The 14,653-nt window shown below is 50.6% G+C and carries 10 protein-coding genes, 1 tRNA gene and 2 pseudogenes; 2 read left to right on the top strand and 11 right to left on the bottom strand.

All coding sequences use genetic code 11. The features are described 5' to 3' along the window. Window positions 1–31: 31 nt before the first annotated feature. From ftsR to HMPREF3192_RS04455, 3 genes are all read right to left on the bottom strand, one after another. Window positions 32–751, bottom strand: a complete 720-nt coding sequence (gene ftsR / locus HMPREF3192_RS04465; RefSeq protein WP_066305795.1) for a transcriptional regulator FtsR — start codon at window positions 749–751, stop codon at window positions 32–34. Window positions 752–788: 37 nt separating this feature from the next. Continuing rightward, window positions 789–1,157 carry an FHA domain-containing protein gene (locus HMPREF3192_RS04460; RefSeq protein WP_066306043.1) on the bottom strand — a complete coding sequence of 123 codons (369 nt, stop codon included), beginning with the start codon at window positions 1,155–1,157 and terminating at the stop codon, window positions 789–791. Between the two features lie 176 nt (window positions 1,158–1,333). After that, on the bottom strand, window positions 1,334–2,554 hold the full coding sequence (locus tag HMPREF3192_RS04455; protein ID WP_066305793.1) for a MalY/PatB family protein: 1,221 nt from the start codon (window positions 2,552–2,554) through the stop codon (window positions 1,334–1,336). A 128-nt stretch (window positions 2,555–2,682) separates the two neighbouring features. Between HMPREF3192_RS04455 and HMPREF3192_RS04450 the strand changes: the two genes are divergently transcribed. Together HMPREF3192_RS04450 and adhP are read left to right on the top strand one after the other, a co-directional pair. Next, entirely contained in the window at window positions 2,683–3,420 is a 738-nt protein-coding gene (locus HMPREF3192_RS04450; RefSeq protein ID WP_066305791.1) for a uracil-DNA glycosylase, read from the top strand. Window positions 3,421–3,952: 532 nt separating this feature from the next. Continuing rightward, window positions 3,953–4,963 (top strand): alcohol dehydrogenase AdhP, encoded by a 1,011-nt coding sequence (gene adhP / locus HMPREF3192_RS04445; protein ID WP_066305788.1) that lies wholly within the window; start codon window positions 3,953–3,955, stop codon window positions 4,961–4,963. A 215-nt stretch (window positions 4,964–5,178) separates the two neighbouring features. Here adhP and HMPREF3192_RS04440 read toward each other — a convergent pair whose 3' ends face one another. The 8 genes and pseudogenes from HMPREF3192_RS04440 to HMPREF3192_RS07175 form a co-directional block, all read right to left on the bottom strand. Continuing rightward, window positions 5,179–6,039: an aminomethyltransferase family protein gene (locus tag HMPREF3192_RS04440; protein ID WP_066305786.1), complete on the bottom strand. Its 861-nt coding sequence runs from the start codon at window positions 6,037–6,039 to the stop codon at window positions 5,179–5,181. Between the two features lie 18 nt (window positions 6,040–6,057). Then, the gene (locus HMPREF3192_RS04435; RefSeq protein ID WP_066305784.1) at window positions 6,058–7,293 is read right to left on the bottom strand and encodes a D-alanyl-D-alanine carboxypeptidase family protein; all 1,236 of its coding nucleotides are present in this window, start codon (window positions 7,291–7,293) and stop codon (window positions 6,058–6,060) included. Between the two features lie 45 nt (window positions 7,294–7,338). Continuing rightward, window positions 7,339–8,112: a CDP-alcohol phosphatidyltransferase family protein gene (locus tag HMPREF3192_RS04430; RefSeq protein WP_066305782.1), complete on the bottom strand. Its 774-nt coding sequence runs from the start codon at window positions 8,110–8,112 to the stop codon at window positions 7,339–7,341. A gap of 316 nt (window positions 8,113–8,428) precedes the next feature. After that, window positions 8,429–8,505, bottom strand: a tRNA-Pro gene (locus HMPREF3192_RS04425). Window positions 8,506–8,673: 168 nt separating this feature from the next. After that, on the bottom strand, window positions 8,674–10,764 hold the full coding sequence (locus HMPREF3192_RS04420; protein WP_082715665.1) for an ABC transporter ATP-binding protein: 2,091 nt from the start codon (window positions 10,762–10,764) through the stop codon (window positions 8,674–8,676). After that, window positions 10,757–12,751 carry an ABC transporter ATP-binding protein gene (locus HMPREF3192_RS04415; protein ID WP_197414566.1) on the bottom strand — a complete coding sequence of 665 codons (1,995 nt, stop codon included), beginning with the start codon at window positions 12,749–12,751 and terminating at the stop codon, window positions 10,757–10,759. Before HMPREF3192_RS04415 ends, HMPREF3192_RS04420 begins: the two co-directional genes overlap by 8 nt. Window positions 12,752–12,767: 16 nt before the next feature. Then, a pseudogene (locus HMPREF3192_RS07180) lies at window positions 12,768–13,715 on the bottom strand (ATP-binding cassette domain-containing protein); the annotation flags it as partial. A 276-nt stretch (window positions 13,716–13,991) separates the two neighbouring features. After that, window positions 13,992–14,627 (bottom strand): annotated as a pseudogene (locus tag HMPREF3192_RS07175) (ATP-binding cassette domain-containing protein); the annotation flags it as partial. Window positions 14,628–14,653 lie beyond the last annotated feature (26 nt).

The raw sequence follows: 14,653 nt of genomic DNA, 5'->3' as shown, positions 1-14,653 counted from the left end.
GCAATAATCATGCTTCGGCTATAGACATACCTTAGCTAGTATATACGCCATTCGTACGATTGGTAACCATTTTACGGATGAGCGTGCTACGCAGAGCGTTAGTCAGTGCAAGTGCCTGGTCAAAGGCAGCCTGAAAAGCGTCTTGCTGCTCGACGGGGTTGTCATGACTCTTTTTGCCATAGGCGATAAGGGCTTGCTCAAACATCGATGACTCACGGTTGGCTGCAGTGACATATTGGCGCAAATTTTTGGGCCCAATGTTATAGCGCCCCAGTTGAAAAGCAATGCGAATAACAGCAAAGTCTCGCCCATCGACAAGATCACGTCCGTGTGGCGAGCGCTTAAAGCGAATAACACCTGCCTCGGCCAGCTGACGAACAAAGCTCACCGATACACCCAGCAAATCGGGCATGCGATCAATGGGATACAAGCGATTTTTTGTTTGCTCATCATCGATATCAAAATTGAGCTCGCTGGTGGTATGAGCTGCGGCCTCGTCAGTCTTCTCGGCATGCTCGAGCTCTTCCTTAATGACCGAAAGCGGCAAAAAGCGGTGTTTTTGCAGGTAGAGGATCTTCTCGAGACGTGTAATATCGCGAGAAGAATACAGGCGATACCCGCCTGGAGTACGAGAAGGATTAAGAAGCCCCTCGTCCTCCAGATAGCGCACTTTCGAAACCGAAAGGTCGGGATAGGTCGCTTGTAATTTTTTAACCAGCTTTCCAATGGTTAAATATCCTGCATCAGCCATGAGGCATCTCCCTTATGCGCCTCGAGAACGCCGTGTGTTACGAGGTGGCATTCAGATGAAAGACCATGTAAAAGGTACCAATTTGGATGGTTGCGCCATCTGTGATTTGCATCTGCGTCACAATAGCTCCGTTGACCCAGGTGCCGTTTAAGGAGGACAAGTCCTCAATCGTGGCAAACCCTGAAGCAACGTTTGATAAGTCAATCTGCGCATGATGGCGCGATACGGTCATGTCATTCAAAAAGATGGAATTTGAAGGGTCGCGACCAAGGGTAATAAGGCTTTGGTCGAGATCAAAAGACATACCCGCCTGCGGGCCCTTCATGATACTGAGGGTCGGATAGGTATGCTTTTGCGCACTCATTAAATCTGGCAAGGTAGCATCCTGTGAGGGAATGCGAAACATCTTTGTGGCGTCAGTCGAAGTCGCAGCGTTTTGTGCGGAGACGGGTCGCGCGGATGTGTTCTGAGGTGTGTTACCTGTAGTACCAGCTGTGTTAAAACCTTCTGTCATGCGGTGCTCCTTATGTGTGTGACGCGAGGCTATACCTGAGGTTATGCGACGTTTGCACGACGTGAAATCTAGCTATAGTTTACCTCATTCAGCACAAATGTTTTTTTTGCATCGATAAGCCTCGTGAAAGCTTCAACTAAGATTTGAGTTGGGGCTGCAAGATTAACGCGCTCGAACCCTGAACCTTCCTCACCAAAGATGTAACCTTCATCAAAGAACAAAAATGCCTCCTCGTGAAGGAATCTCTCAAGCTCATCTTGAGCTAGACCCCAGACGCCAAAATCGATCCACATAAGGTAGGTGCCTTCCAAAGGATAAACCTTAAGCTCAGGTAGATGGTTAGCAAGAAGGCTCGAAATTACTTGATAGTTGTGTTCAATACATGCAAGGAGCTCTTTAAACCAAGGTCTACCTGCTTCATAAGCTGTTCTACAGGCAAGATAACCTAAGGCATTAAGCGCACCAAAACCCATTTGGGTAAACTGCTGCTCGAAGTTTGCACGCACTTCTGCATTGGGAATGAAGATATTTGATACTTGAAAACCTGCAAGGTTGAAGGTTTTCGAGGGTGAGGTACATACCAAGGCATGCTGCTTCTCGTCTTCATCAAGCAGGATAAACAAGGTAGTGTGCTCATGTCCAGGCATCACAATGTCATTGTGAATTTCATCAGCGATGATAAAGACGTCGTGGGCAAAGCAAATGTCACACATGCGACGAAGCTCTTCTTTGGTCCATACGCGTCCGACAGGATTGTGCGGGCTACAAAGTAAAAGAACTTTATTCTGTGGATCGGCAGCCTTCTTCTCCAGATCGTCAAAATCAATGGAGTAATGCAGTGCTTCTCTGTCGTTGATAAGCGCATTGTTAACAATGCGACGACCATTTGAAGTAATGGCATTCATAAAGGGATAATAGACAGGCTGCTGAATAATTACACCATCGCCTGGCTCGGTAAGTACGCGAATAGCAGCATGAAATGCTGGTACAACACCAGGAGAGGTACAGATCCACTCACGCTTGACAGAAAAGTCGTGCTGTGTAGCCTGCCATGCGATCACGGCATCGTAATAAGCATCGGTGGGACGAGCATAACCCAAAACGGTTGTATCTAAAGCATTGTGCAGCACACGGGAGATCTCGGGGGCAATAAAGAACTCCATGTCAGCAACCGAAAGCGGGACAATGCCTTCGGGAAGAGGCTTTGTGGCTTGCTCGTGCATGAGCATCCACTTGGAAGAGCCCTTTCCTTCTCGATCAATGCGCGTAGTAAAATCATACGAACTCATACTTGTTCCTCTCAGATACTCTTGTAATACTTAGATAGACACCAAGATAGATGGACACCCAAGATGCTTACTCAAGCTATTACCCGTGTTTTGTATATCATAAAAAGTATACGATAAAGGAGCGTCTCATGCAGAACATGCACAATATGCTGCGCCTGCAAAAATTTGATACTTGGCTTGCCGTATTGCCTCAAGCGACAGAAACAAAAATGATAGAGATCCAACATGAGGTCGCGCAGATGGAAGATGCGGGTACCATCATTTATCCCCCCACTCCCGACCGTTACAAGGCTCTGGAGCTTGTCGCTCCGAGCGAGGTAAAAGTCGTGATTTTAGGACAGGATCCTTATCATGGCGATCATCAAGCCATGGGTCTGAGCTTCTCGGTGGGTAAAACCGTCACGCCTCCCCCATCGCTCAAAAACATTTTTAAGGAGCTTGTGTCAGATATTCACTGCCCAATGCCTACCACGGGCGATTTGACGCCTTGGGCGTGCGAAGGAGTGCTGTTGCTCAACACCTGCCTGACAGTTGAGGCCCACAAGCCAGCTAGTCACAAAGACCTTGGCTGGCAAGAGGTGACCCGCGAGATTATTAAGCAGACGCTGCTTCTGCCGCAGCCTATTGTGTATATCTGTTGGGGACGTTTTGCCGAGAAGGTCATCAAAGAGGCAAAGCAAACGCTCGACGCCGTAGGAAAAACGGTGTCCAACAAAACCTATATCGCCTCAACGCATCCTTCTCCGTATTCGGCAAATAAGCCCGCTGCGGGTTTGGCAAGTTTTATGGGGTCAAAGCCCTTTAGTAGAACCAACGCAACACTTTTGCATCAAGGTGCGCAGCCCGTGCGCTGGGAGCTGCCTTAAGCCCGCTGTTCCACGCCCAAAAAGGAGCACTTATGCAAAAAACCTGCATACATCCTCACGAGCTCAAAATTGATATATTACAGGACACAGAAGCTATAAAAGCGCAGCTAAACGCCTGTATGAACGTTTATAACCACAAGTATTTCCTTATGATCCTCAAACGCCTGAGCAATTAGCACAACGCATACTTGCTAGTCTCACAGAACGAGAAGGGGTATTGTGCTCGCAAGTGCCGCCAACGACAACGCAAATGCTCTCAATTTTTATGCACATTTACAGTATAAAACGCTTCCTCATGAGTGACAGATCGGCGAACGCGGTTACAATGTATTGTATAAACACTGCCTGTAGCATTTATCCCTTATTCACCCATATGTTATAAGCGCTTTTATTAATCTGTAGAAATATGTCAATATGTTCAAAAATTATTATGGAAAAAAATTGATAAATATGTAAGAATATTGAATAATATATTAGTACAAAGTTATCAGCTAGAGACATGGGGTCTCAAGCAGAATAGGAGGATGTGTTCATGAAGGCCATTGTTGCAACCAAAGATCACAAGGCTGCTGTTGTCGAGAAGGAGTTCCGCGCTCTACAGCCCGGTGAAGCACTTCTCGATATGATTTGCTGCGGTGTTTGCCACACCGACCTGCATGTCAAGAATGCAGACTTTGGTGACAAGTCGGGTGTCGTGCTTGGTCACGAGGGCATCGGCGTTGTTAAGGAAGTTGCTCCTGGCGTAACCTCGCTCAAGGTTGGCGACCGCGCAAGTGTAGCTTGGTTCTTTGAGGGCTGTGGCTACTGTGAGTACTGCACCTCTGGTCGCGAGACCTTGTGCCGCAGCGTTAAAAACGCTGGTTACACCGCTGACGGTGGTATGGCTTATCAGTGCATCGTTACGGCCGATTATGCTGTTAAGGTTCCTGAAGGTTTGGATTCGGCAGCTGCTTCTTCCATCACCTGCGCTGGCGTTACCACCTACAAGGCCCTGAAGGAGTCTGGTGTTCGTCCTGGTGAGTGGATGCTTCTTGCTGGTCTGGGCGGCTTGGGCAACCTTGCTTTGCAGTATGCAAAGAACGTCTTTGGCATGAAGGTTATCGCCATGGACATTAATGATGGTCAGCTTGACTTTGCTCGTGAGTGCGGCGCTGACATCTGCGTGAATCCTTTGAAGGATGACGTTGCTGCTATCGCTATGGACAAGGTCGGCGGCTGCCACGGTGCCGTTGTTACCGCCGTTAACAAGGCTGCTTTTGACACGTCGGTCAATGCTGTACGTGCTGGTGGCTGCGTTGTTGCTGTTGGTTTGCCTGTCGAGACTATGGATCTCTCCATTCCTCGTCTGGTTTTGGATGGTATTCGCGTTGTTGGTTCCTTGGTTGGTACCCGTCAGGATTTGGTCGAGGCCTTCCAATTTGCTGCTGAGGGCAAAGTTGTTCCTAAGTGCCAGATGCGCCCCATGGAGGACATCAACGACATCTTTGAGGAGATGGAAGCTGGTAAGATCCGCGGCCGCATGGTTATCGATCTTGCTCACTAAGTCCAAGGCTTGAAGCCTTAAGCCCGAAACTTTAAAGCTTTAAAAACTACCTCCCAGCCTGAAGTCAGGGCTGGGAGGTTTTTTGTATCAGTAAGACTTATATTGCGGTCTGTGAGGGAGTGTCTCCGTGCGTAGTCCTGCATAGCCCCGCTAGCGCACGTGACCCTGCATAGCCGCCCTCACCAGTGCACGCAATCCCGTGCTCTCTCAAGCCGCTATTCGCTTAAACCGCGCGCGCCGATAAAATCATCGCCCTGTCGCACAAGACCCCACGACGTAAGCGTTCTTCTCGCACAGCTTATGCGGTCTGTTTGGGAAAGTGCCGAAAGCCAGGGCTGATAGCCCTGCTCGTAAAGATGCCAGGCACAAAGACCAACAGGCTCGAGTTGACCAAATGACAAAAGGCTGCGCCATAGGATGGTTGCAAACGCTGGTGGAATTAAGACTTTATAGGCATCGTACGCCTTACCTGCAGTAGCGCTAGGTGCACAATTGCATACGATGCAGATGATCTTATCGAGCTTGAGCATACCAATTTCGCCAGGATAAGGAAGTCGCGCATCAGAACCAAGATAATCGTTAAGAATCGCCGCAGCACCAGGTCCCGTCAGCTGTACAGGAAGAAGCGCGCCCGTCTCGTCAACCACCTCGGCATTTTTATAGGGCTTAACGCCGTCCTTCTCGATATGAGAAAGCCACATAAACCATTCTCGCAAGAGTTCAAAGCGATTGCTGGTATCGAGGAGCAAAAATTCCTCATCGCCCGTTCGAGCAAGAAGCACCACGCTCAGCAGCGCTCCATCGCCCGTGAGCACTGCTGTATAACAGCTTTGGCCCACCTCAGGTATGAGCGCGGTAGTCGCCGCACGCACCAGGTCATACGCATCGCTTCCATGCACGACAAGAAGCCCAGTATAGCTAATGTCGGTTATACCGCAACCGTGACGCAAAAAGGAAAGCTCCTCGTCGGGCTTCGTGTAGCGCATTGGCAGTTTGACGCTGTGATTGCCCGTATGTTTGGTTTCGAGAATACCGCCAAGAGCCAGATGCTCTTCTGTAAGGGTGATATTGGACACATGACTCGCCATAAATGCTTATGCAAACACCTCATAGAGTTCATCATACGAAATAGAGACTGGCTGCAAGGCACCGACCCTATAGGTGCAGGTGGCAACAGGGCGTTTTTCTTGCGACCACAGGGTGACGCCATAGATATCGCCAGGCTTCACGAGGGTATTTGGCGTATAGAGCAGCGAGTGATAGTCAAGTTTTTTGCTCGGATGAACCACGCCCGACGCCTGCGAGCTTATCACTGGACAACGAAATAAAAAGTTAAAGGCAAAGGGCGCCCAACGTACAACCGTCCCGTGCTCGATAATGGTCTTATTAAGGATGTTCGAGAAGCCCCAGTTCAGCAGGCTTTCGCTGTCGTCAAAACGACCGCCATTGGTCTTGCAACCCAGCACGGCGCAGTACAGACGTACGCCGTTGCGCTCGGCAGCGCCCAAAAAAGTGGTACCCGATTCAACGGAACCCGTTTTAATGCCAAGCAAACCCTTGTAGCGCTTCATGAGATGATCGGTTGATTTAAAATAGCGTTCTTTGCCATCGATGGTGCCCTTCACCTCGTGCATTTTGACAATCTTAGCAATCAGCGGATACTTCTCGAGTGCCTCGCGGCCCATACGTACCATATCTCGGACGGTCGAATAATGTTTGCCCGCATCCTCCAAACCATGCGGATTCGTGAAATGCGTATTTTTCATACCGAGCGACGCGGCTTTTTTGTTCATCTTGTCAACAAATGCCTGTTCATTGCCCGAAACAATACGCGCGATTTGCACCGCCGCATCGTTGGCTGAAAATACAAGCATGACTTCCAAAAGCTCTTGCAGCGTCGCCGTCTGTCCAGCCTTGTAACCAGCCGTCTGAGAATGTGGCCCCAAATCAACATCCGTAAGAGAATATTGCTGATCAAGTTCCTTTTTTGAATCAAGCAATACCATGGCGCTCATCACTTTGGTGACCGACGCCAAACTAAACTGCGTATCGGGATCCTTTGCCCACAGCACATTGCCATCCTTATCGGTTAGCAATGCTGCTTGTGCTTCGCGCAGCGTTGGTGCTTGATCCTGCCGAGAAGCGCCTGTGCGAGCCTGCGCCAAACGCACAGGTGTGGATCCTACAAAAGAGCTCGTAAACACACTTATGAGTAGCACAAACGAAAGCATCAAACAAACAGCTTTGCGTATGGTCTTACGGACGCCCGTACGCACGCTCGTGTGCATGCGGTTTGCATTGCCGTGCGAGGACTTTGAATGACTGCGCATGTCTCCTAGCTGGCGTAGGTGGCTTAGCTTGTTTCGAAACATCTGCTATGACTTTTCTCGTTGCACGCGCCGTTTTGCTCGACGGCTTACCTGTCGTTGAGCGGGCGCGGTGCGGATAATACTAATACCTGTTTTAGTATAAATGATAGTGGTGATGGTTGAGCAAACAATACCAGCGTATATAAAAAGCATGCCCACAGGCGCAGGATTCGCATTTAAAAGAGGTAAAAATGAAACGTTTACCAGGTTAAGCCCGCGCATGACAGGCACCCCAAGTAACACGTCGATAAACCCGCACATCAGAAGCGCTGTACTCACCTTGCCAATGAAGACAACATCCACGGGGCGCTGCCTAAAGCGCTGTAAAAACTGAGCAGCGATGGCAAGGTACGTGTCGCGGGCGATAACAAAAATCGCTATCCACTCGGGCAACTCACCCGTGAGCATCAAACCCAGCACGCCCGTAAACAAAAGCACGCGATCCATGATGGGATCCATGATTTTTCCCACCCAGCTAACAGTTTGGGTTCTTCTTGCTACTTGTCCGTCGAGAAAATCGGTGGCGGCTGCAACGGTATACAAAATAAGCGCCAGCATGCGATGTTCACCCGAGGCAAACAAGAACACAAAACAGAGGGTCAAAATCAGACGGGTGAAGGTAATGACATTTGCAATGGTAAAAATTCGATTGCAGGGATTATCTGAAGTGCCAAGAGGACTGATTGTGGTGCCTTGCTGCTGCGCCACCAGGGCATCATAGTCAACCTTATGCTTAAGGTTATTCTTTACACGCTCTTTCATGGGGCGCTTTTTTGCCATGTTTTGTCCTCCCCCTATGGTACATACTCATTGTATACAGTTAGCAGAAATGCATACCAATGCTACTTGAGTTGCACAGAAAAAACGACATAAAAGAAATCTACTTTTACGAATGCTGAAGACGAATGTCGAATGCACGTCACGTAAACGTCCCCGACGCCATGGCGCGACATGTACAGCACATCTTTTGCATGTTGATTGTGAGGGGTTTAGCCAAGGTCGCTAACCAGATTTCTTAGCAGATTCCTTAGCAAGCACTGACTAAACGTTGGTTAAGAATTTTTCAGGTTCTAAAACAGTGGTTTACCTGCGAAAATGGTCGGGTGGACTGGATTCGAACCAGCGACCCCTTGACCCCCAGTCAAGTGCGCTACCAAGCTGCGCCACCACCCGTTCTCGCAAAACAAATGTTACTTTGAGGTGCATCAAAACGAAGTGCCCTCAATTTGCAACGTGACTAAGTTACCACGCTTCGTGCACGGGTGCAAGCTAAAACCAGCTGATGATGGAAAATCTTTAGATGTGCCATGTCATTCCGAGTATGCGGTACACTCGGCGACGTTAGTCGTGCAGCGCGACGGTCTTCTCGTCAAATGCAAACTGGCTCATATAGAGTTTCTCGTAAGCGCCATGACGGGCGAGAAGTTCGTCGTGTGTCCCCTGCTCACAGATGCGACCCTTATCCATCACCAAAATGCGATCGGCATTTTGTATTGTCGACAAACGATGCGCCACGACCACCGCCGTTCGCGAGGCCATCAGAGTTTGTAAGGCCTGCTGAACGTACGTTTCGGTGCGGGTGTCAATATTGCTCGTCGCCTCGTCAAGAAGCAGGATCCTTGGCTGTGCAAGCATCACACGGGCAATGCAAATAAGCTGCTTTTGGCCCTCGCTGAGCTGGGCGTGCTCCATATCGAGATAGGTATCGTAGCTCTGTGGGAGCTGCTGGATAAAATCATGCGCATGAATCGCCTTTGCAACGGCAATGCTTTTTCGACGATAGGCGTTGGCTCTTGCGCTGGCACCGGTCGTGGTCTTGGCGGTGGCGGCCGTGGTGTCGGTGACGTCGGAGGTTGTGGCTGCGGAGGCGCCGCATGCGTCATGCAACGGCAGACTATAGGTCAAATTCTCTAGGACTGTTCCCTTAAAAAGCCAGGTATCCTGCAGGACCATACCGAACTGTTGGCGCAAATCGCGACAACTGTAGTTCGTAATGTCTCTTCCATCCAGCACAATACGACCAGAGTCGGGGTCATAAAAACGCAGCAAGAGATTAAGAATCGTTGTCTTTCCACAGCCCGTTTTTCCAACCAGCGCGACCGTCTGCCCTTCTCGCACCGAAAAACTCAAGTTTTCTAACACGGGTTGTTGAGGCGTGTAAGAAAACGCAACATTATCAAAGCAAATAAGCGGGTGAGTTGATTGGGACGCGACCGCGCTGCTTGAATGTTGCTTGACCTGCACCTCGACGGTCTTCTCGCCAGCCTGCTTTTGTGCCTGCCTCCCCTGTTCCTGCTCCTGCGGCATGTCGAGAAGATCGAGAATTCGCCTACCACTTGCAAACGCAGCTTGTATCTGCCCAATGACGGCAGAAATTTCGTTGAACGGCTTCATGTACTGATTGGTATACACCAAAAAACTCTGCAGCACGCCGACCGTGATCGTCGTTGCTGGCTGCAGCATAAGAAAAATAGCAAATACCGCTACCACAGTGTAGGTGATTGTGTTAACCAAACGGGTCGAGGGATTAGTGAGTGAACTCACGAACTGGGCACGGCGCCCCACGTCATACAAATTGTGATTTAGAACCTTGAACTGGTCAAATAGGCACTGTTGCTGCGCAAACGCCGTCACAAGTTTATGGTGCGTCAGTGCCTCTTGCGCAGACGCCGCCACTTCCCCCTGCAGCTGCATCACTTTTGAAAAACTTTTGGCCGACGCCGCAGCAATGAGATACGAAACCACTATCGATAAGGGCGTCAAACACACCACCAGTATCGCCATGGGAATAGACAGACTTGCGATGCACACAATGGTCCCCACCACCATGCACACAGCACTAAAGAGCTGCGTAATCCCCTGCAGCAATCCATCAGAAATAGCATCGCAATCGTTGGTAATCCTGCTGATAAAATCACCGTGTGCATGCGTATCGATATTTGCAACAGGCAGGCGCTTGAACATCAAAAACGCGTGCTCACGTATTGATTGCGCCGTCAAGTAAGCGAGTTTTTTTGACCAAAAGCTGCTGACCCATTGGAATACAACACCGCCAATAATGCAAACAATAAGCATACTGAGCCACATCGGCAAGGCCTTGGGTGCTGAGCCCGCACCCGACACACCAGCACGCGACAGATTCATAAAGATGTAATCGATGCTGCGACCTATAAAGAGTGGAACGAGCAACTGGAGCACGAGCGCCGCAAGCAAGCTAATAAAAACGCCCAGGAGCAGACCAGCATGTGGTGCAAGGCAACGCACAAGCCAAGCTATGACATCACGACTTGTATAACGGCCGAGAAGATCATCGGGTTTCTCGGCAAGATTTGTATTGTTGGGGTCGCCAGGTTTTTGCTGCTTCGACGAGGCTGTCTGCAGCGTCTGGATCGATTTTGCGCTTGCTCCAGCTCCTGAATACAGATTACTCATGTGCATCACGCCCTGCCAGGCACGCGCTCGCGCCATGCTTTTGCTGAGAAGTATACAGCTCGCGATAAATCTCACAGCTCTCGAGAAGCTCTTGGTGCGTGCCCTGACCCTGCACAATACCATGATGCAGCACGATGATTGTATCGGCATGCATCAAGGTGTTTACCTGCTGACTTATAAGAATCGTTGTCAGATTTTGTCGAGTGCGTCGTAACGCCTGCTGCAGGTAGGCCGCAGTTCGATAATCAAGGGCAGAAAACACATCATCCAAGATCAAGAGTTGTGGCTGGCACACCAAGGTGCGAGCAATGCTCAAACGCTGGCGCTGCCCACCCGAAAAATTCTTGCCATTGGCTTCGACGCGACTCTGTAGCCCTTGCGGCAGGTTTGCAATAAAATCGGCTGCCTGAGCACAACGCAGTGCGTCCCATAACTGCTCGTCGCTGGCCTCGGGAGCGCGCCAGCACAGGTTTGATCGAATAGTTCCGCTCATCAACGATGGTGTTTGATCGACATAGCCAATGCGCGCCACGCGTTGCGCGTGCGAATAGCGCTCGATCGGCAGACCAAAAGCAAGAATTTCTCCTGCGTCAGCCTGGTATATTCCCGAGAAGAGCTGCGCGGCGGTTGATTTTCCCGCTCCCGTACCGCCGATAAGACCAACTGTTTGCCCCCGCTGAATAACGCATGAAAAATCTTGCAGTGCGTAGCTGGAAATGGCGGCAGAGTCAGCCTCGGCGATTTTGGTGTCAGCGACGTTGGTGGTGGAGCTGGCGCTGTCGACGTTGGCGGCGCCGTCAGCGCTGTGGACAGACGAATAAGAAAACGAAACGTGCTTACAGATAAGAGCGGGCACGGATGGTGTCGGCTGTGCTGCGGTGAGGACCGTCTCGCCCTTGGTAATATGCTCGAGCTCGTCGGTCTTATCGGTAAAGATCGTTGCTTCGGATGCAGTCGTTTGATCCACGATATTCGCGGGCACGTTTGTGTCCTTCGCGTTCGTATCGGGAATCGACAAAATCACATTGACGCGTCGCGCGGAAGCCTCGGCGCGCAAAAAGATAATAAAAAGATTTACCAGGTAGCCTATCGAAATAAGCATCGTCGTCATGTACGAAACGAAGGCCACAATACTGCCTTGTGTGAGCTCACCGAGGGCGTTCCTGCCAGCGACAAGCCACAGAACAATAAGGATACCCAGATACATAATGGCGTACGTCGCGGGACCCAAATATGAGCTTATCTTGCTCACATCCAACAGGCTTTTCGTTTGCGTTGCGACAACCGCCTTAAATTGACGGACTTCTCGGTCGGTGTTATTCGTAGCGCGAATCACGCGAATGCCCGATAAAAACTGCTGCATAAAGCTGGCAATTTCGTCGAGATGCGCTTGAATTGTTGCGTAGAGGGGAACCGCTGTTTTCATGATGAGGTAGAAGACCACGGCGCAAGCAGCACAACACGCCAACGCCACCGCACCCAGCATGGGGTCGATGAGCAGGCATGCGATGCTTGAGCCCACGGAAAGCAGGGGCCAACGGCTCGCTTGTCGAATGCCGAGCGCAACTGCCAACTGAATCTGAGAAATATCATTCGTAATACGCGTAATAAGGCTACCCGAAGTAATACGCTCGGCCTGCTGCGCCGATAAGAACAAGCTTTTGTGATACAACGCATCGCGGATATCGGTTCCTAAGCCCTGACTTACCTGTGCGGCATAGTATTGGCACACAAGCGTACAGGCGTAACTCACGGCGGCGCACGCCAGCAACAGCAGCGCGCGGCCCGCGAGAGCAGCTGTTAAAGTGGAGGATGTGACGCTGCATACGCTTGCAGCTGCACTTGACTCGTCTATGGTTGCACTGGAAGCGCTCGCCGTTGCGGCATCAATCATGTGCGCAATAATAAGAGGCATGCAAATTTCAAACACGACTTCGACAAGCTTAGTAAGAAGCCCGATCACCGATTTGATAGTATACGGAGCCATGAATATTTTAAGCAACTTATGCATGATCGGTTTCCAACGTTTCTTCAAGCGTTAACCATTGTGTTTCAAGATCGTCAAGACGTGCTCGCTCGGCTTCAAGACGTGTCTGCAATTCCTCGAGCTTGACGTAATCAGTGGGGTCTATCTGCAGCATTGTTTGTTTGATTTCGGCAATGTTTGCCTGAGCGGTCTTCATTTTGCGCTCAGTTGAGGCGTGCTGCTTTTTGAGTTCATAAATCTGTGCGGCAGTGAGAGTCGGAGCGGCTTCGTTGCTTGCTGCAGCGTCGCCGCTTGTTGCGGTGCTGGTGCGACCAGCAGAATCTGCACCACCGCCGCCAGTCGCGTCACTCGCCGCAGCCCCACGCCCTTCTCGCCCAGCCTCAGCTCGACGGTCTTGGCGGCCAGCACATAAGCGGAAATATTCATCAATGCCACCTGGCAAATGGCGAATCGTGCCATCGATAAGAGCAAATTGGTTATCGCAGACGCGCTCCATAAGGTAACGATCGTGGGTTACCATCAGCAGTGTGCCGGGCCAGCTGTCGAGAAGATCCTCGAGCTGCGCCAGCATATCGGTGTCGAGATCATTGCCAGGCTCATCAAGAATGAGCACGTTTGGTTGCTCCAGCAAAACGCACATGAGCGCCAGACGACGTAACTGTCCGCCCGAAAGATCGCAAATGCGGCTCATAAAATCTTTAATGTTAAAGCCCACAAGCTCGAGAAGCTTCTGCGGAGAATAACTCTTACCGTCGATGTCGAAACTCTGCTTATATTGCTGCAAAATTTCTTGCACGCGCCAATCCTGTTTGTCACGCAGGCTATCAAGGTTTTGGGTTAAAAAGCCAAAACGCACGGTTTTACCTATTTTGACACAACCGTGCTGAGGATGCAGTTTGCCCGTCATAAGTTTGAGAAGCGTTGTTTTACCAGCGCCATTCTCGCCAACAATACCAATGCGATCACCTGGGCCGATAATCCATGAGGTTGGTTTGATGATAGTGGTTTCGGATGATGGTGCGGACGCAGCTGCGGGTACGTGCGATCCAGACAGCGCGCCAGCCGCCGGAGCTGCAGGAACATCACGAGCCTCAACGACATATGAAACGTCTTTGAGCTCGATGCCCTGCTTGCCCAAACGCGTCAGCGCCAGTCGCTTTAGCTGCAGACTGTCACGCAACGGTGGATCTTCTGCAATAAGTTTCCGTGCTGCTTCCACTCGAAACTTAGGCTTCGTACTTCTCGCCTGCGCACCGCGTGAAAGCCAGGCCAATTCTTTTCGTAAAATGTTTTGTCGGCGCTGTTCAGAAACCATCTGCTGGCGCTGGCGCTCAACACGCTGCTGAATATAGGCCGAATAGCCACCCTCAAACGGATCAATCAGGCCGTTGTGGACTTCCCACATGCTCAAACAAACCTCATCCAAAAACCAGCGATCATGCGTGACAAGCAGCAACGCTCCCTGATTTTTTTGCCAGCGCACGCGCAAGTGCTCACAAAGCCAGTGAATAGCATTCATATCCAAGTGGTTGGTGGGCTCGTCCATCAACAGGACATCCCAGTCGCCAATAAGCACACGCGCAAGATCAACACGACGGCGCTGCCCACCCGAAAGCGTGCCCATCTGCGCGCCCCAGTCGATATCGGCCAACAACGCCGACAGTATTTCTCGGATACGCGTATCTTGCGCCCACTGATATTCGGGCATATCGCCCACCACGCTGCGCTGCACGCTCATCGTGTCATCCAACGAATCGGCCTGTGCCAAAAGACCCACACGCAGATTGCGCCGCCAGGTAATAGTTCCTTGATTTGGGGTTAGTTCATGGGCAATGAGCTGCAGTAATGTCGATTTTCCATCGCCATTTTTTCCCACAATACCAATGCGGTCGCCCTCATTAA

It is taken from the genome of Atopobium deltae (assembly GCF_001552785.1).
Taxonomy (GTDB): domain Bacteria; phylum Actinomycetota; class Coriobacteriia; order Coriobacteriales; family Atopobiaceae; genus Atopobium; species Atopobium deltae.
Note: the sequence above shows the minus strand (reverse complement) of the source record. Positions and strands in the feature narration are given on the sequence as shown.

What these genes read in the sequence shown, in the direction of transcription:
- ftsR (WP_066305795.1), bottom strand. Translation starts at nt 751, where the DNA reads ATGGCTGATGCAGGATATTTAACCATTGGAAAGCTGGTTAAAAAATTA.
- HMPREF3192_RS04460 (WP_066306043.1), bottom strand. Translation starts at nt 1,157, where the DNA reads ATGTTTCGCATTCCCTCACAGGATGCTACCTTGCCAGATTTAATGAGT.
- HMPREF3192_RS04455 (WP_066305793.1), bottom strand. Translation starts at nt 2,554, where the DNA reads ATGAGTTCGTATGATTTTACTACGCGCATTGATCGAGAAGGAAAGGGC.
- HMPREF3192_RS04450 (WP_066305791.1), top strand. Translation starts at nt 2,683, where the DNA reads ATGCAGAACATGCACAATATGCTGCGCCTGCAAAAATTTGATACTTGG.
- adhP (WP_066305788.1), top strand. Translation starts at nt 3,953, where the DNA reads ATGAAGGCCATTGTTGCAACCAAAGATCACAAGGCTGCTGTTGTCGAG.
- HMPREF3192_RS04435 (WP_066305784.1), bottom strand. Translation starts at nt 7,293, where the DNA reads ATGCGCAGTCATTCAAAGTCCTCGCACGGCAATGCAAACCGCATGCAC.
- HMPREF3192_RS04430 (WP_066305782.1), bottom strand. Translation starts at nt 8,112, where the DNA reads ATGGCAAAAAAGCGCCCCATGAAAGAGCGTGTAAAGAATAACCTTAAG.
- HMPREF3192_RS04420 (WP_082715665.1), bottom strand. Translation starts at nt 10,764, where the DNA reads ATGAGTAATCTGTATTCAGGAGCTGGAGCAAGCGCAAAATCGATCCAG.
- HMPREF3192_RS04415 (WP_197414566.1), bottom strand. Translation starts at nt 12,751, where the DNA reads ATGGCTCCGTATACTATCAAATCGGTGATCGGGCTTCTTACTAAGCTT.